Genomic DNA, 21,979 nt, shown 5'->3' with positions numbered 1-21,979 from the left:
GACTGGTTTTATCTGTGTGCTTGGTGATAATGCAACGGCTGTTTTTATCTTTATCGAGGGCCCTATAGCCTATGTGGTACGAAGGTTTTCTTGGCTTGTCGGCCTGGTCTCTGGTCGCAGTCACCCTGCTGATGACCCACGTGACAATTGTCGCCGTCACGGTCTATCTGCACCGCTACTCGGCCCATCGCTCGCTGGAGCTGAATGCTGGCCTGAAGCACTTTTTCCGTTTCTGGTTGTGGCTGACCACGGCGCAGAACACCCGCGAGTGGACCGCCATCCACCGTAAACATCACGCCAAGTGCGAAACCGAAGACGACCCGCACAGCCCGGTCATCAAAGGCCTTTCCACCGTGCTGCGCACCGGCGCCGAGCTGTATCGCGCCGAAGCGCAAAACCCGGAAACCCTGCGCATCTACGGCAAGAACTGCCCCGAAGACTGGATCGAGCGCAACGTCTACAGCCGCTACCCGCTGTTGGGCGTGGCGATCATGGGCGTCATCGACCTGCTGCTGTTCGGCACCATCGGCATCACCATCTGGGCGATCCAGATGATGTGGATCCCGGTGTGGGCCGCCGGCGTGATCAACGGTCTGGGCCATGCGGTCGGCTATCGCAACTTCGAATGCCGCGACGCAGCCACCAATCTGGTGCCATGGGGCATCCTGATCGGCGGCGAAGAACTGCATAACAACCATCACACCTACCCTAACTCGGCCAAGCTGTCGGTGAAGAAGTGGGAGTTCGACCTCGGTTGGGCGTGGATCAAAGTCTTCAGCTTCCTGCGTCTGGCCAAGGTTCAGCGCGTGGCGCCGATCGCCCACCGCGTCGAAGGCAAGGGCAATCTGGACATGGACACCGCCATGGCCATCCTCAACAACCGCTTCCAGATCATGGCCCAGTACCGCAAATTGGTGATCGGCCCGCTGGTCAAGCAAGAGCTGGCCAAGGTCGATCATTCGGTGCGCCACCAGTTCCACCGCGCCAAGCGTCTGCTGTCGCGGGAAACCAGCCTGCTGGAAGATCGTCATCACTTGCGCATCCAGACCATGCTCGAGCACAGCCAGGCGCTGAAGGTAATTTACGAGAAACGCTTGGCCCTGCAGCAGATCTGGGTCAAGACCAGCGCAAATGGCCACGACATGCTCGCCGCCATCAAAGAGTGGATTCACGAGGCCGAAGCCAGCGGTATCCAGTCCCTGCGTGAATTCGCCGACCAGTTGAAAACCTACTCGCTGCGCCCTGCAGCCGCCTGAGACCGTTGATCGGTGCACCCGGCTCCCGGGTGCACCCTTCGGAACTTCGCTAAAAATCGCCTATCTCAAAGACACTTCGCCATCCCGGCGGGCTGTACTGTGGCCGTTGTCGAATTGCGGCACGCCTTTGAGATCTGTGCCGATGGTCAATAACAATCAAAAAGACTCATCCTTACCGAAGTGGCCCGAGGCCGCACAAACGCTAATGGCGTTGATGCATGCCCAAGGCGAAGTCGCCCGTTTGAGCGAACGCGAACAGCTGTTCAGCTCCTTATTGGTCAGCGTCAACGCTGTGCTCTGGGCCTTCAACTGGGAAACCCGGCAGGTGCTGTATGTCAGCCCCGCCTATGAACGGATTTTCGGCCGCTCCGCCGGCCTCCTCCTCGCCGACTACAACCAATGGCGCGACAGCATCTACCCCGACGATCTGGAATACGCCGAACGCAGCCTCGCCGAAGTCCTGCACAGAGGCGCGGTGGAAGATCGCGAATACCGGATCATCGCCGCCGACGGCCAGGTGCGCTGGCTCAGCGATAAGTGCTTCATCAACCGTCAGGACGAGCCGGGGCAACCGGTGATCATCGTCGGCATCGCCGAAGACATCACCGACAAGAAGCAGATGGAAACCGAGTTGCACCGTCTGGCGACCACCGACGTGCTGACCCAAAGCAGCAATCGCCGGCACTTCTTCGAGTGCGCCAATCGCGAGTTCGAAGTAGCGAAGGTGCAGGGCGCACAAATGGCCTTTCTGCTGCTGGATATCGATGATTTCAAAATGATCAATGACACCTACGGCCACCCGGAGGGCGATAATGTTCTGCAGCGGATTGCCGAGTGCGGACGCGGCTCGTTGCGCCGGGGCGATCTGTTCGGGCGGATTGGCGGCGAAGAGTTTGCCGCAGTGTTTCCCGGTTGTGCGCCGGACATGGCCATGCAGGTGGCCGAGCGGCTGCAGCAGGAGATTCAGCGTTTGAGCTTCAGCCATGACGGCCAGACGTTCGGCATCACCGTGAGCCAGGGGCTGACCAGCCTTACCGGGGAAGACGAAAACCTCGACAGCCTGTTCGCCCGCGCGGACGCGGCGATGTATGAGGCCAAGCGACAGGGCAAGAACCGCATCATTTCTGCCTGACCCGTATCTCAGCTACACAGAGATCCATTGCGGGGTTTGCGTAAGTCAGGTTATTTGCGCATCCGCATCAACTCCGGTAGCCCGATCTTGAGCAACCGCGCCGTGCGGCTCTTCGCCAACTCCTCAACGCCCTCATGCTCGGTCAAGCGGGCCATCTGCGCCGCCATGTTCATCACCAGCGCCTCACGGGAATACACCCCGCCGCCGAGCTGGTACACCGACGCAATCAGCTCACGTAGCTCCAGCGGCAATCGCCAGCGGGTGCGCAACGCCGAACCATAAGCCGCGCCAAACTCCGCCAGCGCCTCGCCGACCTCCTCCCACTCATCCAGCGCACCGCCGGCCTGCTGCCACTCCTGCAGACAACGCAGCAACGCCAGATCACCCAGGCGATGGAGCATACCCGCGCAGTAACAGCGCTCCTGATCGAGATCGAGTAAGCGTGCCAGGGTGCGCGCGTATTCAGCGGTGTGCAGCGACAAGCCCCAGTAACGCTCGGCGTAGTCCGCCAGACAAGGATCGCTGAGCTTGGCGCTGCGCTTGAGTGCCAGCCCCAGAATCAGGTTCATGCTCTGCCCGGTGCCCAGGCGATGCAGGGCTTGAGCGAGCGTTTGAACCGGGGCACCGTGGTGCTGCGCCGCGCTGTTGGCCGCAGCGATCAGCACTGCAGTGATTTGTGGGTCGGTTTTGATCTCATCTTCCAACAGTTTCAGATCGAGGCCATTGGGATTGAGGCTGCGCTTTACCGCCACCTGCACATCGGTCATCAACGGCGCGCCGTCGGCCTGCTCGCGGCGGCGTTCAAGGAATATCGACAAGGTCATGCCCGGTGCCAATGCCGGCACCTCACAGAACACTTCTTCACCGGCATTCAGCAGTAAACCCTGCAAACGCTCGGTCAGGCTTTCCATGTTCAGTGGTTTGGTCAGGTAGGCCGTGGGCGCCAACGGAATCGCTTCACGCACACTGGCGCTGTCGTTGCGGCTGCTCATCAGGATGAACGGCAACGGTGGGTTGCGTTTGCGCTGACGCACGCTGCGCAGCACGCTCAAACCGTCGATGCCGGGCAACTCCCAATCGACGATCGCCAGGTCATACGGCACTTCACTGAGCAATGACAGGGCTTGCTGCCCGTCGGCGCACAAGTCTATCCGCGCATCGCAACGCACGTTCAGAAGCACTTGTTTGAGCAGGTCCCGGGACCACGGATCGGCCTCGGCAATCAGCACTCGGGGTACGGCGGGTAAATCAACGGCAGTCATGCGCGCTCTCCCTTGCAATGCCTGAACCTTAGCCAATGCTGGCCTTTCGATACAGCGCAAAAGCAATTGATATGTTCACGGGGCGAAAAAAAACCCGCCGAAGCGGGTTTTTTTGTCTATCCGATCACACAGTGCGCGGCTTACAGCTCCGAGAAGCACTCTTCGATGATCGCCAGACCTTTGTCCAGTTGCTCGTCCGGCGAAGTCAGCGGTACGAGGACGCGCAGAACGTTGCCGTAGGTGCCGCAGGACAGCAGGATCAGGCCCTTGTCGCGCGCCTTGGCCACCACCGACGCTACAGCAGCAGCGTTCGGCTTGTGGCTGTCGCCGTTTTCGAACAACTCGACCGCGATCATCGCGCCCAGCGCACGAACTTCGCCGATGACCGGGTACTTGGCCTGGATAGCTTTCAGGCCAGTGACCAGACGCTCGCCGACAGCCTTGCAGCGGTCCAGCAGTTGCTCTTCTTCGAACACTTCCATTACGGCCAGTGCCGCGGCGCAAGCGATCGGGCTACCAGCGTAGGTGCCGCCCAGGCCGCCTGGCGCGATGGCGTCCATGTATTCGGCCTTGCCGCAAACACCGGCCAGCGGGAAGCCGCCAGCGATGGATTTGGCGAACGTGGTCAGGTCGGCAGCAACACCCATCTGTTCCATGGCGAAGAACGTACCGGTACGGCCAGCGCCGGTTTGTACTTCGTCAGCGATCAGCAGGATGCCGTGCTGGTCGCACAAGGCGCGCAGGCGCTTCATGAATTCTTTCGGCGCGACGTAGAAACCACCTTCACCCTGAACAGGTTCGATAATGATCGCGGCGATGTCTTTCGGCTCAGCGTCGTTCTTGAAGATGCGCTCGATGGAAGCGATCGAGTCGTCGATGCTCACGCCGTGCAGTTCGTTCGGGTACAGCGCGCGGAAGATACCGCCTGGCATCAGGCCCATGCCGGCCGAGTACGGCACGACTTTACCGGTCAGGCCCAGGGTCATCATGGTGCGACCGTGGTAGGCGCCGGTGAAAGCGATAACGCCAGCGCGGCCAGTGGCGGCACGGGCGATTTTTACGGCGTTTTCCACGGCTTCGGAACCGGTGGTGACCAGCAGGGTTTTCTTGGCGAAATCACCTGGCACCTTGGCGTTGATTTTTTCGCACAGCTCAACGTACGGCTCGTAAGCCAGTACCTGGAAGCAAGTGTGAGTCAGCTTGTTCAGCTGTTCGGTCACGGCGGCGATGATTTTCGGGTGCACGTGGCCCGTGTTCAGTACAGCAATGCCGCCAGCGAAGTCGATGAACTCACGACCTTCAACGTCAGTCACGGTAGCGTTCTTTGCCGACTCAGCGAAGATCGGGTGAATCTGGCCAACACCACGTGGAACAGCTGCGGTACGACGGGCCATCAGTTCAGCGTTAGTCTTGCTCATTACAGTCCTCATTCGCCGCTCATCGGGCGGCGTGGTTCAAGGATTAAGCGGGAGAAATCGACGGTGGCAGCATGCGATGATCGACTGCCACGGCGTTCCTGGCCGCAGAGAAAATTCCGGTTTGAAACCACGCAAAGGGACAGCGCTCTCGTGCCCTTTGCGTTTGCAGCGATCCTTGTCCGAGCTTAGATGCCCAGGCAGAGGTATTTGATTTCCAGGTAATCTTCGATGCCGTACTTGGAGCCTTCACGGCCCAGGCCCGAGGCCTTGATGCCGCCGAACGGCGCGACTTCGTTGGAGATCAGCCCGGTGTTGACGCCGACCATGCCGTATTCCAGCGCTTCAGCGACGCGGAACACACGGCCCAGATCGCGAGCATAGAAGTACGAGGCCAGACCGAACTCGGTGTCGTTGGACATCGCGATCACTTCGGCTTCATCTTTGAAGCGGAACAGCGGCGCCAGCGGACCGAAGGTTTCTTCCTTGGCTACGGCGGCGTTTTTCGGCACGTTGGTGAGGATGGTCGGCTCGAAGAAGTTGCCTTCCATCGCCTTGCCGCCAGCCAGCACGGTGGCGCCTTTGGCTACAGCGTCAGCGATGTGCTCTTGCACCTTGGCCACGGCTTTCTCGTCGATCAGCGGGCCAGTGGTGGTGCCGTCTTCCAGACCGTTGCCGATCTTCAGTTTGGCCACGGCCACTTTCAGCTTCTCGGCGAACGCGTCGTAGACCGAATCCTGAATGTACAGACGGTTGGCGCAGACGCAGGTCTGGCCGTTGTTGCGGTACTTGGAAATGATCGCGCCTTCGACGGCCTTATCCAGATCCGCGTCGTCGAACACGATGAACGGCGCGTTGCCGCCCAGTTCCAGCGAGACTTTCTTGATGTCCTTGGCGCATTCCGACATCAGTTGGCGACCGATTTCGGTCGAACCGGTGAAGGACAGCTTGCGCACGATCGGGTTGCTGGTCAGCTCGCTGCCGATATCGCCAGCGCTGCCGGACACTACGCTGAACACGCCCGCAGGAATGCCCGCGCGCTGAGCCAGTTCGGCCAGGGCGAATGCGGAGAATGGAGTTTGCGAAGCAGGTTTGAGCACCATGGTGCAACCGGCAGCCAGCGCTGGACCGGCCTTGCGGGTGATCATCGCCGCCGGGAAGTTCCACGGGGTGATCGCAGCGGTCACGCCGATTGGCTGTTTGATCACGATCAGGCGCTTGTCTGGCTGGTGGCCCGGAATCACGTCACCGTAGATGCGTTTGGCTTCCTCGGCGAACCACTCGATGAACGAAGCAGCGTAAACGATTTCGCCCTTGGCTTCGGCCAGCGGCTTGCCCTGTTCGAGGGTCATCAGGCGCGCGAGGTCGTCCTGGTTCTCGATCATCAGCTCGAACCAGCGACGCAGCTTGCCGGCACGCTCTTTGGCGGTCAGGGCACGCCAGGCCGGCAGCGCTTTGTCAGCGGCTTCGATGGCTCGGCGGGTTTCGGCGGCGCCCATTTTTGGCACGGTACCGAGGATTTCGCCGGTGGCCGGGTTGTTGACCTTGATCGTCTGACCGTTGTCCGCATCGACCCAAGCGCCATCAATGAAGGCTTGTTGGCGGAACAACAGGGTGTCTTTAAGCTGCATGTCGGCTTTCCTTAACAGCACCGCGGCCTGCGCGGAGCAAATTATGATTGTAGAAAGGCGCCTCGCAAGGCTGCCGTCAGGGAAATCAGTGACCGGGTGTGGCGCATCGACAGTGCACGATTCGAAACACCGGCGCTTCAACGCCCGGTCAACGAGCGTTTGAAATCTCAAACGGATCGTAGGATCAAAGGGGTTAAAGGACAATAGGTCGTTCGAAAAAAAGAACAAAAACGCCGCGTTTGTGGAAATTTTCAGATCAACGAGCCAAAAGCCCTCGCGGCAACAGAACCATAGATCAGTCCCGTGAAAGCGCCAAGCGAGGGTTTTGCAGGACGTTACCGCTTTATGGAATGCAGCGATTTGCGCCGACACGCGCACTGACAATCCGTGCCAAAACCCAGCATGGACGCCCCGAGCCGACCTAGGTATGATGTCGCCCGCTGCACCAGTAGCTCAGCTGGATAGAGTACTGCCCTCCGAAGGCAGGGGTCGTGGGTTCGAATCCCGCCTGGTGCGCCATTGATTTAAACGAGAAAGCCCCGGACTGTGATGGTCCGGGGCTTTTTTGTGAGCGATGCAAAAGGGCTGGAACGACGTCACTCCGTCGTCCAGTCAAACTCATCGTAATCCTCATCGTCGTCGTCTTCCTCCTCAACCTCCTCAAAAACGTCGTCTTCATCAACGACATCTTCTTGCGACTGGTTAAGCAGAAATTCCTTACGTGCCTCAGTAATCGCGCGCCGCATCTCTTCACCCTTGTCCGGGCAGTTGAGGAGTTGGGCGATGCGGTCAATTTTTGCTGCCACGTTGTCCTCCAGCGCATTGGCAATAGCCCGATAGTGCGCGTTTTTGCAGGGTAATGCCAAATGGCTGGGGGATCAGGCGGTCATTTTTTCTGCAAATGTTCGAGTCGGGCGTCGAGATCGGCGTTCGGGTAGCGTTTGTGCAGGTTGTTGAACAGGCTGTCGGCGGCTTGTGACTGGCCGGCTTCGCGCAGGCGCAGGACTTCGCGCAGTTGTGCGTCGAGGCCATTGGCCGGGGCGGTGGCGCGTTTGCTGAGTTTGGTTTCATCGGCGCTGATCGCTTGATCTTGCATCGGCGCGGCCATTTCCATCATCGGCACAGGTGTCGGCATGGCGCCGGCCGGGGCGGACAATCGGTGCAACTGCGCTGAGTCCGTTTCGGTCATGGGTACAGCAAGCCTAGGGGCGGGGGCGAAGTCGAATTGCGCTTGCGGCTCGGGGGCGCGCTGGACCAGTGACAACATCAGGGCGACGCCAACAAGACTGGCGAATGCGACTTGCCAACGTGGTTTGCGGCAGACATCCAGCCAGCGTTGCCACACGGTTGGTTTCGGCGCCGGGGTTTGACGCTGCGCAGCGTTGAGGATCAACGCATCAATGTGCGCTGGCGGTTCGGCATTGTGCTGTTCGCGTACATGCTTGATCAGCGGATCTTCGGGTGTCTGGCGGGCGTCAGTCATGTCAGTACCTCCTCGGCCAGCAGCCGACGCAGTTTTTGCTGGGCGTAGCGCAAACGGCTTTTAACGGTTTCCAGCGGTGCTTCGGTGAGGCTGGCGATTTGTGCCAGGTCGAGGTCGCCGTGGGCGCGCAGCAGGAACACTTCGCGCTGGTCGGCGGGCAGGGTTTGCAGGGCGCTGTCCAGGCGTTGGCTGTCGCGGCTGAGAGTGAACAGTTGTTCGGGATCATTCGCCTCATCGCTGACCGCGTGATTTTGCTCGTCATAGCTGTCGTGCAGCGGTTGTCGGGCGCCGTGTTTACGCCAGTGATCGATCAAGCGATTGCGGGCAATCTGGAACAGCCATGTACGAAATGTCGCCCGGCCTTGTGGCTGACTATTGCTGCGGATCAGGCTCAACCAGGTTTCCTGAAATACCTCGTCGGCCAGCTCCGGTTTGCTGCTCAATCCAAGCAGAAACCGGTACAAGCCTTGGCGATGGCGCGCGTACAAGATCTCGAACGCCGCGCCGTCGCCCTCGCGATAACGCGCCAGCAGCGATTCATCGCTGCTGGCGGTTGAGCTGTCTGCCGAGGCAAACAGCTGGCTGATGAAGCCTTTCAGACGACTCACTTATTCAATCCGTCGTTCAGTGGCCAGCGCGTTCGAAGCGCTCGAGGTGCGCAGACTTTGCGCCAATTCGACCAGTTGCACGAACTCGTTGCGCAGACCGAAGCGATCATCGCCGCGAGCGCCACGGGCCAATGCCTCGGTGTCCTTCAGGCTGAAGTCGCCGGTATAACGGCCGTCCTTGAGTTGCTGGGAGAACGCGGCCACGGCGGCGGCAAAACGCAGATCCTCGCTGGCAGTTGCAACCTGATTGGCGATGGGCCGTTCGATCAGCAGACTTTTCCCACCTTCGGCACGCTGATAACGCACACGCAGCATTGCTAATTCTCCGCTCTTTGCCGAAACAACAGCGTCGGATTTGCCGTAACGCAGCGGCTCCAGCCAGCCCTGCTCGCCCGCCGGAACAATTTCGTACAGCGCGGTCACCGTGTGTCCTGCGCCGATTTCGCCGGCATCGACTTTGTCATTGCTGAAATCCTCACGCTTCAACGCACGGTTTTCGTAGCCGAGCAGTCGATATTCACTGACCTGTGCCGGGTTGAATTCCACCTGCAGTTTGACGTTTTGCGCCACCACGGCGAGGGTCGAACTCAACTGATCCACCAGCACTTTGCGCGCCTCGCGCAGATTATCAATGTAGGCGTAGTTACCGTCGCCGGCGTCGGCCAGTTGTTCCATCAAGTGCTCATTGTAGTTATCCACACCAAAACCCAGGGTCGTCAGCGAAATTCCGCTTTGGCGTTTATCCACAGCCATTTGCTTGAGGCTGTCGAAGTCGCTGACGCCGACATTGAAGTCGCCATCGGTGGCCAAGAGGATGCGGTTGATGCCTTTGGGGATGAAAGCTTGCTGTGCCATTTGGTAGGCCAATTCGATACCGGAAGCACCAGCGGTCGAACCGCCGGCAGTCAATTGTTCAATGGCTGTACGAATTTTCGCTTTCTCCCGTCCGGAAGTAGGCTCCAGCACCACTCTCGATTCGCCGGCATACACCACCAAAGACACGCGATCTTGATCGCGCAACTGATCGACCAACAATTTCAGCGTGCTTTTGACCATCGGCAGGCCTTCGCGGCGATCCATCGAGCCGGACACGTCGACCAGAAATACCAGATTGGCCGGGGCCAGTTCCGCCACGGCTCGGTCGGAGGCCTTGATGCCGATGCGCAGCAAGCGGGTGTGCGGGTTCCACGGTGAAGCGGCCAGTTCGGTGGTCACGCCGAAGGGCGAGCCATCACTGGGCAGCGCGTAGTCGTAGGGGAAGTAATTGACCAGTTCCTCCAGCCTCACCGCGCCTTCCGGCGGCAGTCGGCCCTGATTGAGCAAGCGGCGGACGTTGGCATAAGCGCCCGTATCGACGTCGGCACTGAAAGTCGAAACCGGCGTCTCGGCGACGCTGTGGATCGGGTTATCAGCCAACGTCTGATACTGCTCGCGCTGCTCGTCGCGATAGCTCTGTGGATAACTTTCACTCAACGGCATCGGCGCGCTGCCCGCATTGGGCATCCTGTACAGCGCGCGTTTGGCCATTGAGCTGTCAGCCATCACGGCTTCCTGTTGAACCAGAACTTCAGGCTGCGCCGGCGCTGGCACAGCAGCGTTATCGGGCGTGGACGAAGCACCGCAACCGGCGAGTACCAGCAGCACAGCAACCGCAACAGGACGCAAAAAAGGAAGAGACATGGGGGCTGACCTCGGGATGAAATTGAGCATTCATCCACTGAGACGGGCAGCCCTTTCAGTTCGGGTTAAACGCCGCTAAAAATATTTTCAGCGGTGATAACGCCGCACCGCACTGCTGTTACGCAGCACATGGCCTTTGATTTTTTCCATCAGTTCGGCGCGAGTCAAACCGGCCGGCAAGGCGTCCGGGGCCAGATCCAGCGCGTATATCTGGATAATGTAATGGTGCGCGCTGTCGCCCACTGGCGGGCACGGCCCCATGTAATGGGTGTTGCCCTTGCTGTTGGTGCCGCCGACACCTTCGAACGCGGATTTGGCGCCGACACCCGCTGCAATCTGGTGCGTGGTGGCTTTGATGCCGTAATGAATCCAGTGATCCACGCCCAGGCCTTTCTGGCCGTCCGGATCGTGCATGACGATCGCGTAACTCTGGGTGCCGGCAGGTCCTGCGTTCCAGCTCAGCGCCGGCGACTGGTTCTTGCCGCCGCAACCGGGCGCATCGCTGGCCGCTGCCGAGGTGAACAGGCGGTTATCGGAAACACCCGGGATGTTCAGGGTGAAACGCTCCTGGGCCTGCGCCGGAAACTGCACGCAAAGGGTGACAGCAAGGGCCGCCAGCCAGGGGTTGAGAGAGGTCAATCGGGTCATTCCGGGAGCACCTTGTGCAGTGGGGCCGTCGTCGGCTTGCAAACTATAGCTGTACCGTTCGTGCCGTGGCAGTGGCAAATGGCTGAACCTCGCACTACGACGCAAACTCACAAGAGAAATGCCTGCGAGGAAGTCGAACATGTCCCTGCACCGCGTCGCCCGTTTCGCCGATGTCCCTGAAGACCGTGGCCTGCAAGTTGAAATCGGCGACTGCAAGATTGTGCTGTTGCGCGCGAACGGCCAGTTACGTGCGTTTCAGGGCGAATGCCCACATGCCAGCGCGCCGCTGGCTGACGGAGCGTTGTGTCACGGACGCCTGATCTGCCCGTGGCACAAGGCTGAGTTTCGGGCGGAGGATGGCGCGTTATGCGAGCCACCGGCCCTCGACAGCCTCAAGCGATATCCACTGGAGCTGCGTGGCGAAGAGGTTTGGGTCGACGATCAACCGTTGCCCGACCCGCATACGCCTCCGGCGGATGATTCGCGTACGTTTGTGATTGTCGGCGCCGGCGCAGCAGGTACGGCATGCGCGGCGGCGTTGCGGGAGAAGGGTTTCGGTGGCCGTATCGTGATGATCGATCGCGAGCCGGAGGCGGGTTACGACCGTACGGTGCTGAGCAAATTTGTCCTCGCCGGGGACATGCCCCCGCGAGAAATACCGCCGTTGCGTGAAGATGACTTCTATAAAGAGCAGCGCATTGAACGCCAACGAGGTGAAATCAGCTCAATCAATGCCTCGGCCAAATCCCTTCACCTCGAAGACGGCCAGTCGCTGCGTTACGACGCGGCGGTGCTCGCCACTGGCGGCGAGCCCAATCCGCTGGATTTACCCGGCGCAGATCTTCCACAGGTATTCGTGCTGCGCTCAAAAGCTCAGGCAGAACGGATCATGAACACTGCCAGACCGGAACAACGTGCAGTGATCATCGGCGACAGCTTCATCGCCCTCGAATGCGCCTCGGCCCTGCGCCAATACGGTCTCGACGTCACGGTGCTGGCTCGGCACGCAATTCCTTTCGCTGCCCAGTTCGGTGAGGCTGTGGGCAAGGCGATCCGCGCGCTGCACGAACAGAACGGCGTGAAATTCATTACCGAGCACGCAGCCACCGAAATCATCGGCGATGGCAAAGTCGAGACAGTATTGCTGGACAATGGCCTGCGTCTTTCGGCGGATCTGGTGCTGGCCGGGGTCGGCGTGCATCCGGCCACCGAAGCTTTTGCGTCACTGCCGAGGGAAAAAGATCAGTCATTGCGCGTCGATGACGGCATGCGTGTCACCGAAGGCCTGTGGGCGATCGGCGACATCGCCACCTTCCCGCTCCACGGCCAGCCGCAACGCATCGAGCACTGGCGCCTGGCTCAGCAACACGCACGAATCGCCGCTGCCAACATGCTCGGTGGCGACGAACATTACCTCGATGTGCCGTTCTTCTGGACCTGGCACTTCGGCAAGAACTACGACTACCTCGGCCACGCCGAACATTGGGATGAAGTGCAGTTTCATGGCGAGCCCGAACAACCGCCGTTCATTGGCCTGTTCGGTAGAAACGGTGTACTGGTCGCCGCTGTGGCTTGCGAGAAGGAACGGGCGATGGCGCTGCTGGCCGAGCGCATGAAGCAACCTCTGCCAATGGAAGAGGCTTGGGAACTGATCCGCGCTTAGCGGCCGATTGATCGTTCCCACGCTCCTGCGTGGGAATGCAGCCCGTGACGCTCCGCGTCACTGGACGCGGAGCGTCCCAAGAGGCATTCCCACGCAGAGCGTGGGAACGATCAAAGCCGGGTAAGGGGTTCGCGATTATCGTCATCCTCGGCATGCAGAAAGATCACCCGTGGATGCTCCAGCGGTGCCAGCGGCGGTGGCAATTCTTCCTGCTGCACCGGCCAGAAATGCGTCACCACATGGCTGATGTCGCCTTCCTGATCGTTGTGAATGGTCATCACCCCGGGCGTGCGCAGTTTCTGCAAGCGGTCATCGCAAAGCTTGAAACTCTTGCTCAAGCCTTCATCGTCGATCACCGGCGACGGCAAGCGGCGCTGGGCAAAACTGCGACTTTTGCGCTGCTGATAACGCGCCCAGGAAATCAGAATCACCGCGTTGACCAAGGCAATCCACAGATAAATCTGCAGGGTGCCCAGCGCGTCGAACGCCGAGTGATCGATGCGAGGCCCACCCGCATAGGTTTCAATCAATGGCCATAGCCCACGGATCAGCAAGAACAACAGCCCCACCCACGCCACTACGGTAAGCACCACATCGACCACGACCAGAAAAGGCCGTTGGCGGGTCCGGATGATTTTCATTTGATGACCTCCTCTTCGTCGTCGCCGATCGGTTTGATGCCCCGATCAGGACTGACCCAACGCGCGCGTTTCTGATGTTGGCCGAACAGCACTTTCGGGAAGCTGACCAGCGTCGTCAGCAAACTGACAAACCAGAACGCGATCGGGTACCAGACCACCCAGAACATGGTCTTGCCCAAACCTGGCTCGTAGCGACGGTCGATGATGATGCTGACGGCGAACTGCACCAGACAGACGAACGCCAGCAACAGCCCGGTGAACGCCGGTGGCATCAAGTGATCCACCGCGATGGCCTCCGGCATGACCACGAACTTGCCGACGCCCCAGAAAATTACCGACAGCAGGAAGGTGAATGCCCAACCGGTCGACAGGCAGTATTCAAACAGCAGCGGCCACAGATAACGATGGCGGTACTGCCAAATGCCACGGATGTTTTTGAACAGCACTTCGGCGCCGCCCTGCGCCCAGCGCAAACGCTGCTTCCACAAACCACCGAGCGTTTCCGGCATCAGGATCCAGCACAGCGCGCGCGGCTCGTAGAAGATGCTCCAGTGATCGAGTTGCAGCTTCCAGCTGATGTCGATGTCTTCAGTGATCATGTCCGGGCTCCAGTAACCGACGCGGTTCAGCGCGCTACGGCGGAACGCGACGATTACGCCGGAGACGGTAAAGATCCGCCCGAACACCCGTTGCGTGCGTTTAATGAGCCCGATGATCGAGGAGAACTCGCCGACCTGCACCCGCCCGACCAGCGTCGAACGCGTACGAATCCGTGGGTTGCCGGTCACTGCGCCGAGGCGTGCGTTATCCAGCATCGGTGCAACCAGATACGCCGCGGTGTTCGGCGCCAGCAGTGCGTCACCGTCGATGCACACCAGATATTCACTGCGCGCCGCGATGGCACCCATGCGCAATGCGACGGCTTTGCCCTGGTTTTCCGCCAGATGCAGCACGCGCAAACGTGGATCTTCCTTGGCCAGCGCATCGAGCACTTCGGCGGTGTTGTCCTTGGAGCCGTCGTTGATCGCGATGACTTCGATGTTCGGGTAATGCTGGGCCAGCGCCGCGTGGATGGTGTCGGCGGCGTTGTCGCCTTCGTTGTAGCAAGGGATCAGGATCGAGATCAGCGGCTCGCCTTCCAGTGGTGGCGGTAGCGTGTCGTCCTGCCACGGCCAGTGGCGCTCCCAGTGCAGCCAGAAATACAGGCCGCCGGCAATCCACAACCCGGACATGAACAGCGGGTAGAAGAACACGAAGTCCATCAGGAACTGCCCGGTCACCAGGAAGATCAGGCCCAGCGGCACGCCGAGGACGAGCGCCAGAACAAGCAGGGCTAACAGTCTATCCAGCATGTTATGGATTCCATTTGTTGGAGAGCGCAGGCCTTACGGTTTTCAGGTCCGGCAGGTTGTCGAGGAAGTTGTCCGGGTAGTAGCCGAAACTGGTCGCGCCTTGGCGCTTGAGGCGGCTCATCCAGTCCGCCAGATGCGCGCCGTCGATATCGGCCTGATCCTTTTTCGTCCAGTCGCGGGCCTGCAATTCGAACACCGTGCGGTTCAGGGCTCCGGGGCGCTTGCTGACGGTTTGCACCAAGGTTTCCAGCCACGGGCCGGACTCGGCCTGGGTCTGTTTTTCCATGAGCGGCATGGCCATCGGTGCGGTCCAGTCGTAGGTTTGCAGGAAGTCGTCGAGGTTCTGTGCGTACCAGGCTTCGCTCTCGGGATTGAGCATCGGCTCGGCGAAAATATTACGCGCGGTCATAACCTGCGGGCCACGGATGGCGCGGACTTTGGCGGTCAACTCGTTGGTGAAATCGATGAGGTATCTGCTCTTGAACCGCGTCCAGCGCTGCATCGCTGCCGGGTCATCGCGCAACGCGGCAATCGAGCCGGGCAAACCTTGGGCAGCGTATGCTTTCAAGGCTTCAGGGCTGGCGTCTTCGAAATCCGAAAGCAGCGCATCGTCGTGATAGAGGATGCCGTCGACCGAGGTCAGGCGCGCCACGTCCTCGTATATTTCACCGATAATCCGCCGCACCTCGGGATCGAACGGCGAAAGGCGTGTGTACTGATCCGGATCGACAGCGGTTGTACCGGTTTTCGGGTCCCAGCGGGTGACACGTGGCAGTTTCGAATCGAGGCCGAAACTCAGCACCGGCATCCACGCAAACACCTTCACATTGGCGCGAGTGCGCAGCTGCCAGGCAACGCGGTCGAAAATGTCGGCACGTACCGGCAAGTGACGGTTGGGGAAGTACAGCGAGTGCACCAGACCATCGCCCTGCGGATCGGCAAAGGCTTGCAGGAACACCGTGTTGGCGCCCATGTCGGCCATGCGCTGCACCAGTTTGCCGAGGTTGATGTCCTGTTGCGCCGGGTCGGGGTCGTAGACGTTGTCCAGATCAACGTGCACCACACGCATGACGAAATCCGACTGCACGTCGACGATGCTATTGGAGAAAACCTCGCCATCGGGATCGGAGGAAACCAGGAAGCGCGGGCTGCTCATCAGGTTGTCGAGGGCATCGAGACCGTCGTCGAGGGTCAGGGCCATTTCGTAGCCCTGCTCGCCCACCACGGTCAGCGAAGTACCGTCCGCCGCACCATACGGCCAGACCCAGACCCGCGGCTTCTTGCCGGTGACCTTGCGGATTTTTTCCGAGATGTTGTTTACGTCGACACGAATCCGAGCCTGAAAATCGGCCTCGGATTCATAGCGTTTGGTCACTGGATCGTAGCGCCGGGTCGCCGCGGCAGGCTGCATGTTGCCTTGCGGATTGGCCAGAATCCCTTTGTGGTTGGCGTCGGTGTGCGCGGCGATTTCCACCAGACCCGATTGCGAGATTTCACGCACCTGATCCCAGGTCAGGAAGTCGGAACGCGCACGCGGGGCGCCAGCAAAATCCACCGGTTGATTGCGCGGCGTGTCGATCCAGACGCCGACCGGGGCCAGCAAGGCGTGCCAGTTGTAGGCGCGCAGCACCGGCAGCACGCGGGTATAGAAGCTCGCATAACCGTCGTCGAAGCTGAGCAGAATCGCCTTCGCCGGCAGCTCCGGGCCGCCCTTGCGCGCAGCCATGATCTGGTCGACGGTGACCGGTTTGTAGCCGTTCTCACGCAGCCAGGCGAGCTGTTCGATCATGCGCTCGGTGCGCACCGCGACCACCGCCTGATCGGGATCACGGTCTTCAACATCGTGATAGGCGATGCCGAGCACGTGGTTTTTCGGCCACGGTTTTTCGCTGGCCGCCAGCGGACGCTCGGACGGCGGCGCGAAGGCCGGAGCTTGCTGGGCGCAGGCGCTGATCAGCAGCGCTCCCAGCAGAAGGATGAAACGCGAAATCAAAGGCATCTTCAAACTCTTCTAGAAGCGGAAAGTGAGGTCGACGAGCAGACGCAGATCGGTCTCCCGATCACCGTCGTAAGGCCGGTTGATCACACTGAACAAACCGCCCACCTCGAATACGTCGTTCCAGGCATAACGCTGGCCGTAACCGAGCAAGGCCATGCCGCCAGTGCCGTGATCACGTTGGCTGTACGTGCCCGCGCCGGCCTGGAACTGCTGGCTCCAAGAGGTTTCGTAGCGGTGGTAGAGCACGTGATTGACGTTGACCAGCGGCATCACGCTGAAATCGGATTTGGGGTTGAAGTACGGCACGTCATCGGACTTGGAGTTGTGGCTGGTGCCGACTTCCAGTCCTGCATCGACCTGCACGTTCGGCGCGCTGTAGACGCCCTCACGGCCGGTAAGCAAGGCTTCGACGCGGTTGTTGCCGTCACTGAAGTGCGATGGGCTGACCGACAGACGCCACTCGCGACTTTCATTGGCGCGCCAGCGGATGAAACCGCTGCCGCCATTGGCCTTGATGTCGCTGTTGAGCGCGCGCAATGGCGTCTCGGCCGACAGGTATTCGAGGCTGCCGCCGTACTGCCAGTGGTCATTGATGTCGCGGGCGATCGCCAGACGCGCGCCCTGTTTGTCGCCGAACCCGTAAGAGTGGTTGGAGACTTCCGCTTCAAGGGTCATGTCGCGGGTGCGCCGCTCCAGGCCAACGCGCTGGAAGCGGTGGTGCCCGGTGCCTTCGGCGAAGTCGCCGGTGGCATAACCGGCCCCGGCGAACACTCGCCAGTCTTCATTGATCGGCGGGCTGTACAGGGTAGTCTGGATGCCGAAATCGCGGCTACCGCTGACGGCTCCGGCATCGCCGCTGCCGCCACCATTGGCCTTGCCGCCGTAGGCTTCGACACGCAGTTCGGACATGTCATGCACTTCGCGCTCGCGCGCTGCTCGCTGGACCTGACGGTTATCAGGAAAACGCGCGACCACGTCATCGGTCAGCGCATCCATCTGCCGCCATTCCTGCAGCGTCATCGCCGTGCGCGCCTGCGCGACTTCCAGGCCCATGCCGCGCGGCACCATGCTCTCGGTTTCCTTGAGCTGGAGTTCCGCACGGCGCGGCCATTGCCGCGCCAGATACAGGTCGGCCTGGGCCAGACGCAAGCCGACATTGCCGGGGGCCTGATCGACCAGCGTCTGCAAGCGCTCTTCGCTGTGGGGCAAATCGGAACCATAGGTCCCGGCCTGCGCAGCCAACTGCTGGGCGTCCATCCATTCATGGTTGGGGTTGCCGATGGGCAAACCTTTGAGTTCGACACGCGGACGCTGAGACTTGGCGGCGTCCTCGGCGACTTTGCGCGCTTCATCGGCGCGGTCGCTTTCCAACAACGCGTAGTACAGCGCGGTGCTGTCTTCGAGGCGATCACCGACATCGGCGTCCGGCGCCGAAAGCACTTGGCGATACAAGCCCGTGGCGATTTCCGGTTCACGCTGATCCAGATACGACGCCGCCACCCAGCGCAGGGCGTAAGTCGGAATCTTCACGCCTTCGGCTTGCAGCTTCTGGTACTCAGTGATGACGTCTGCCGTGCGTACCCGGGCCTTGAGCGCACCCATGCGGTCGATGCGCCAGCGGGTCACGTCATCCTGAGCGCTGGCGTCCGGCGTCCAGGTAGCGATCAGCTTGTCGTAGTCGGCCAGCGCGCGATCGGCGATGACGTAGCGTTCTTTTTCGCTGCGCGTAGCAAGTTCGGCGAGGCGCACGCGCTCGGCGGCCAGATCGCCTTCGAGGCGACGCAACGTGAGCGGATCAATCAGACCCGGACGTTGATTGGCCAGACGCAGCGCTGGCTCCGGCAGACGCGCCTTTTGCAGGGCAACCACGTATTCACGAGCGACGTCCGGTTTGTTGCCGGCGCGTTTGAAGGCTTGATCGTATTCGAACAGGGCGTCGTACTGTTTGCCGGCGCGGGTCAACGCGTAGCCCAGCGCCAGACGGCGGGAAGGATCATCAGGTTTGGCCGCCACCAGCGCTTTGGCGCGGGTCACCGCTTCGTCGGGCTTACCGGCATCAGCCTGAGTCAGGGCCAGGCCCAGTTGCAGATCGGCGTTATCCGGCTCCAGCGCCAGAGCCTTGTTGTAGACCTGAGTGGCTTGATCCCAGCGCTTGAGGTTGCGGTAGGCGCGCGCAGTGGCGGTCAGCGCCTGAACCGGCAGCACGCGGTCGCGGCCCTGGGTTTCATAGACCTGCACCACTTCGGCGTCGAGTCCGGCCCAACTGGCGATTTGCAGGTGATCGCTGATCTGCCCGGTGGTCGACTGGCCGGGTGGCACCTGACGCAAAACCGTTAGCGCCGGCGTGGTTTGCCCGGCACGGGCGTCGCGCACCATCTGATCGTAGGGTGTGTCGGCAAACGCCAGCGCCGGCCAGAGCAACTGGCTGCACAGCGCGACTCGAAACAAAGGGCGTAAACCACGATGTAATACAGGAACATCAATACGCGGCATTCGTCAGCATCCTTACATGGCCAGCCGGGTCGCAATGCCCTCCTTGCCCTTTCGTAACGGTGGCCGCCCATGCACATGCAACGGCCAAGCTTAGTCAGGCAGTCTTGCACGCAAGCGTGGACCAGTATCCGGAACACAATAATTGTTCAGAATCGTGCTCCGGAAACGCCAAAAACCCGAACGCCAGACAGCAAAACGCCCGGCGTCTGTTCAACACAGAGGCCGGGCGTTGCTATTAAGAGCGCAGGATTACTGCACTTGCGTGACGCCTGCGAACTTGCTCATCAGGAAGCCGACGAACTGCTCAACGGTCATCTTCTGGCCGTTGAATTCGACCTGATTGGCGGCGTAATGCAGCTTGGTCACGACGTTGGTGCCGTCGACGACGGCCAACTGCGAACCGACGGCCATGCCGGCGAACATGTCGGCCGCTTCCTTGGATTGATCGACGATGGCTTTGGCATCGGTCTGACCGTCGAGTTGCGCCTGCACGCTGAGCAGATCGACCAGCATTGGCTTGGACACCTGGATATTCAGGTCGAGCAACGCGATCAGTTGTTTGCCCAACTGATCCGGCGGCAGATCCATCGATTGCGGCTTGGTCAGGTCGATCACCAGATTGGCCTTGCTCTCACCGTTGGCGGTATTGAACGAGAGGTTTTCCAGCGCAAACTGTGGGCCGGCAGCCAGCAGTTTTTGCAGATCGGCTTTGACTTGCGCGCTTTCAGCTTCGGTCAGGTTCAGCTCAGGTGCCGGCAGGCCAGCGGCGGCGGCTTCAGCGGCGGCTTTTTCGTAAGGCTGCAATTTGGTCTGGTAAATCTGCATCAGCGACATGGTCGACGGGATGTCGAGGTTTTTCAGGCTCATGGCCATATTGGCCGAGCCGATTTTCTTGTCATTGAGGCTGACTTCGCCAACCTTATAGTCCGCACGGCCGGACGCATTGCTGCCGTTTTCTTCGGTGAGGTTCTTCATTTCGAAGTTCTTCACGCCGAGCACCGATTGCTTGGTGCCGAAGGTGGTTTTGCTGTTGGTCAGCACCAGGGTGTTTTCCCCGGTGTAGTAGCCATAGCTGCTCTTGGCGAGGTTGCTGGCCAGGGTTAGACCGTTGAGTTCGACCTGCACCGGCGCCTGATCTTCAGCCACCGTAACCAGTTTCAGGTTGTCCATGTAGCCGTCCGCCTTGACCTTCTGCGCTTTGGCGTTGGCGGAGATGTTCATGGTCAGGCCGGAGAACTTCAGGCTCGACTGCTCATCCAGTGCGGTTTCGAACGGCAGCAGGTCGAGGGTGCTGGTGGTGGATTCGTCGTAGCCGAGGCTGGTCACGCCTTTGAGCGGCGCGGCGCCCTTGGTGGCGGCGAACCACTTCTCGGTGGCCGGACTTTTTTCCAGCTCGTAGTTGCTGGTGGCCATCACCGGCAGCCATTTCAGCGAAACCAGACGCGAGAATGGCAGCGGGCCATGTTCGATGTGGTCGACGAACAGCAGTTCGACCGGCGCATCACCGAACATCTCGCCTTCACCTTTGAGGCGGTAGTGCGCGGTGCTGGTGAAGGTGTGGCGCTCCAGCGACACCAGTTCCAGCGACGCGGTGCCGTTGGAGCCGGCCATCGCGGTTTGCAGCTCTTGGTTGGCGTTGGTGACGGCGTTGTTCAGCACGCCTTCGATCTTGGTCCCGGTGTACCAGGCCCCGCCTGCACTGATCGCGCCGATGGCAACAACAATTCCGAGAAGCACGCCTGCTGATTTATTCATGAATGACCTGATCGATTTCCGTGGCTGTGAGTGTGGTCGTCTTCCCTGAACCCGTGACCGGGTCGCGGCTCGACTGCGCTGAATTCAGCGGTGGAGATTAGCACCGGGCGCGTGAGCTGGCCCAATGTTTAAAGGTTAAAGAGTGTCTATGGACACTCGGGAAAGCAAAAAGATCGCAGCCTGCGGCAGCTCCTACAGAGAAACGCGTTCCAATGTAGGAGCTGCCGCAGGCTGCGATCTTTCGCTGTTCAGGAATACTGAACCTCAATCTCATCCAGTTGATGATCAAAGCTTTTCAGCCGGGCGGTCCAGGTGTACACCAGCACTTCAAAATCCCGATCGATCACCGCCCCGCCCGGCCCGTCCGCGCGCGGATCGCAGAAATCCAGTTGATAACGCTCGCGGGCCATGGCTGTAGCGACATCGGACAATTCCCGGGCATTGTTGAGCCAGTGCCAGCCCTCGCCATCAATCTGCTTGTCGAGTTCCAGACACTGCTTTTTCAGCGCTTCGAGACTTTTTTCCAATGGCGTGCCGGTGAGTTCGCCCATGACTTCGGCGAAGGTCCGCCCGGGTTGCCAGTAGCTACCCCAGAAATACCGGTCGAACACCGTTTCGACTCGGCGCAGGGCGACTTTGGTGTCCCAGATCAGCACCAGGGTTTTGCCCTGTTCGAGCTGGCGTTTCTTGACCCGCTGCACCTGAACCGAGGCCCAAGCCACGACCACAATTGCCATGACCGCAATCAGCGCGACGGCGCTGTCGAGGAAAACCATGGCCTTGTCGATCTGGTGGGCCAGCATGATGCCGTAGAAATAAGTGGCCGAGAGCAGCACCAACGCTACCAGGGCGCACCAGAAGCCGAGAGCGTAAGGGTTTTTCATTATTGGTTTCCCCTAGACCAGCGCTAGCAATGTGCGCTGAAGGGGCGCTTTGCACGGGGCGCCCCTTCAACACTTCA

The 21,979-nt window shown here is 60.4% G+C and carries 17 protein-coding genes and 1 tRNA gene; 4 read left to right on the top strand and 14 right to left on the bottom strand.

Annotated features, from left to right (window positions below; all coding sequences use genetic code 11):
* Positions 1-71: 71 nt before the first annotated feature.
* Both desA and ACM6IN_RS06325 read left to right on the top strand, forming a co-directional pair.
* On the top strand, positions 72-1,256 hold the full coding sequence (gene desA, locus ACM6IN_RS06330) for a delta-9 fatty acid desaturase DesA (protein WP_007917684.1): 1,185 nt from the start codon (positions 72-74) through the stop codon (positions 1,254-1,256).
* Between the two features lie 142 nt (positions 1,257-1,398).
* Complete coding sequence (locus ACM6IN_RS06325) at positions 1,399-2,388, top strand: GGDEF domain-containing protein (RefSeq protein ID WP_007917685.1); 990 nt, start codon at positions 1,399-1,401, stop codon at positions 2,386-2,388.
* A gap of 50 nt (positions 2,389-2,438) precedes the next feature.
* On the opposite strand, the gene ACM6IN_RS06320 is transcribed toward ACM6IN_RS06325, so the two are convergent.
* From ACM6IN_RS06320 to gabD, 3 genes are all read right to left on the bottom strand, one after another.
* Complete coding sequence (locus ACM6IN_RS06320; RefSeq protein WP_007917686.1) at positions 2,439-3,650, bottom strand: response regulator; 1,212 nt, start codon at positions 3,648-3,650, stop codon at positions 2,439-2,441.
* 140 nt (positions 3,651-3,790) lie between these two features.
* On the bottom strand, positions 3,791-5,068 hold the full coding sequence (gabT, locus tag ACM6IN_RS06315) for a 4-aminobutyrate--2-oxoglutarate transaminase (protein WP_007917687.1): 1,278 nt from the start codon (positions 5,066-5,068) through the stop codon (positions 3,791-3,793).
* A gap of 185 nt (positions 5,069-5,253) precedes the next feature.
* Complete coding sequence (gabD, locus tag ACM6IN_RS06310; protein ID WP_007917688.1) at positions 5,254-6,696, bottom strand: NADP-dependent succinate-semialdehyde dehydrogenase; 1,443 nt, start codon at positions 6,694-6,696, stop codon at positions 5,254-5,256.
* Positions 6,697-7,138: 442 nt separating this feature from the next.
* On the opposite strand from gabD, the gene ACM6IN_RS06305 reads away from it, so the two are divergent.
* Positions 7,139-7,215 (top strand) — tRNA-Arg (locus ACM6IN_RS06305).
* Positions 7,216-7,292: 77 nt separating this feature from the next.
* On the opposite strand, the gene ACM6IN_RS06300 is transcribed toward ACM6IN_RS06305, so the two are convergent.
* From ACM6IN_RS06300 to ACM6IN_RS06280, 5 genes are all read right to left on the bottom strand, one after another.
* Positions 7,293-7,562: a hypothetical protein gene (locus ACM6IN_RS06300; protein ID WP_414894967.1), complete on the bottom strand. Its 270-nt coding sequence runs from the start codon at positions 7,560-7,562 to the stop codon at positions 7,293-7,295.
* A 20-nt stretch (positions 7,563-7,582) separates the two neighbouring features.
* Positions 7,583-8,179, bottom strand: coding sequence for a hypothetical protein (locus tag ACM6IN_RS06295; protein ID WP_414915610.1), 597 nt, complete (start codon positions 8,177-8,179; stop codon positions 7,583-7,585).
* Positions 8,176-8,757: an RNA polymerase sigma factor gene (locus tag ACM6IN_RS06290; RefSeq protein WP_176472362.1), complete on the bottom strand. Its 582-nt coding sequence runs from the start codon at positions 8,755-8,757 to the stop codon at positions 8,176-8,178. The genes ACM6IN_RS06295 and ACM6IN_RS06290 overlap by 4 nt, the downstream gene beginning before the upstream one ends.
* 30 nt (positions 8,758-8,787) lie before the next feature.
* The gene (locus ACM6IN_RS06285; protein ID WP_414894965.1) at positions 8,788-10,467 is read right to left on the bottom strand and encodes a vWA domain-containing protein; all 1,680 of its coding nucleotides are present in this window, start codon (positions 10,465-10,467) and stop codon (positions 8,788-8,790) included.
* An 87-nt stretch (positions 10,468-10,554) separates the two neighbouring features.
* Positions 10,555-11,115, bottom strand: coding sequence for a YbhB/YbcL family Raf kinase inhibitor-like protein (locus tag ACM6IN_RS06280; RefSeq protein ID WP_007917693.1), 561 nt, complete (start codon positions 11,113-11,115; stop codon positions 10,555-10,557).
* 139 nt (positions 11,116-11,254) lie between these two features.
* On the opposite strand from ACM6IN_RS06280, the gene ACM6IN_RS06275 reads away from it, so the two are divergent.
* Positions 11,255-12,778, top strand: a complete 1,524-nt coding sequence (locus tag ACM6IN_RS06275) for an FAD-dependent oxidoreductase (RefSeq protein WP_414915609.1) — start codon at positions 11,255-11,257, stop codon at positions 12,776-12,778.
* 110 nt (positions 12,779-12,888) lie between these two features.
* Here ACM6IN_RS06275 and pgaD read toward each other — a convergent pair whose 3' ends face one another.
* The 6 genes from pgaD to ACM6IN_RS06245 form a co-directional block, all read right to left on the bottom strand.
* Complete coding sequence (gene pgaD, locus ACM6IN_RS06270) at positions 12,889-13,419, bottom strand: poly-beta-1,6-N-acetyl-D-glucosamine biosynthesis protein PgaD (protein WP_007917695.1); 531 nt, start codon at positions 13,417-13,419, stop codon at positions 12,889-12,891.
* The gene (gene pgaC, locus ACM6IN_RS06265) at positions 13,416-14,771 is read right to left on the bottom strand and encodes a poly-beta-1,6-N-acetyl-D-glucosamine synthase (RefSeq protein ID WP_007917696.1); all 1,356 of its coding nucleotides are present in this window, start codon (positions 14,769-14,771) and stop codon (positions 13,416-13,418) included. Before pgaC ends, pgaD begins: the two co-directional genes overlap by 4 nt.
* 1 nt (position 14,772) lies before the next feature.
* Positions 14,773-16,770: a poly-beta-1,6-N-acetyl-D-glucosamine N-deacetylase PgaB gene (pgaB, locus tag ACM6IN_RS06260; protein ID WP_414915608.1), complete on the bottom strand. Its 1,998-nt coding sequence runs from the start codon at positions 16,768-16,770 to the stop codon at positions 14,773-14,775.
* A gap of 12 nt (positions 16,771-16,782) precedes the next feature.
* Positions 16,783-19,263: a poly-beta-1,6 N-acetyl-D-glucosamine export porin PgaA gene (gene pgaA, locus ACM6IN_RS06255; RefSeq protein WP_414915607.1), complete on the bottom strand. Its 2,481-nt coding sequence runs from the start codon at positions 19,261-19,263 to the stop codon at positions 16,783-16,785.
* A 249-nt stretch (positions 19,264-19,512) separates the two neighbouring features.
* Entirely contained in the window at positions 19,513-21,018 is a 1,506-nt protein-coding gene (locus ACM6IN_RS06250; RefSeq protein ID WP_007917699.1) for a YdgA family protein, read from the bottom strand.
* A 248-nt stretch (positions 21,019-21,266) separates the two neighbouring features.
* The gene (locus ACM6IN_RS06245; RefSeq protein ID WP_095113887.1) at positions 21,267-21,902 is read right to left on the bottom strand and encodes an NADH:ubiquinone oxidoreductase subunit N; all 636 of its coding nucleotides are present in this window, start codon (positions 21,900-21,902) and stop codon (positions 21,267-21,269) included.
* Between the last annotated feature and the right edge of the window lie 77 nt (positions 21,903-21,979).

The sequence above is a fragment of the Pseudomonas sp. IT-P395 genome (assembly GCF_949767675.1).
In the GTDB taxonomy this organism is placed as follows: Bacteria; Pseudomonadota; Gammaproteobacteria; order Pseudomonadales; family Pseudomonadaceae; genus Aquipseudomonas.
Note: the sequence above shows the minus strand (reverse complement) of the source record. Positions and strands in the feature narration are given on the sequence as shown.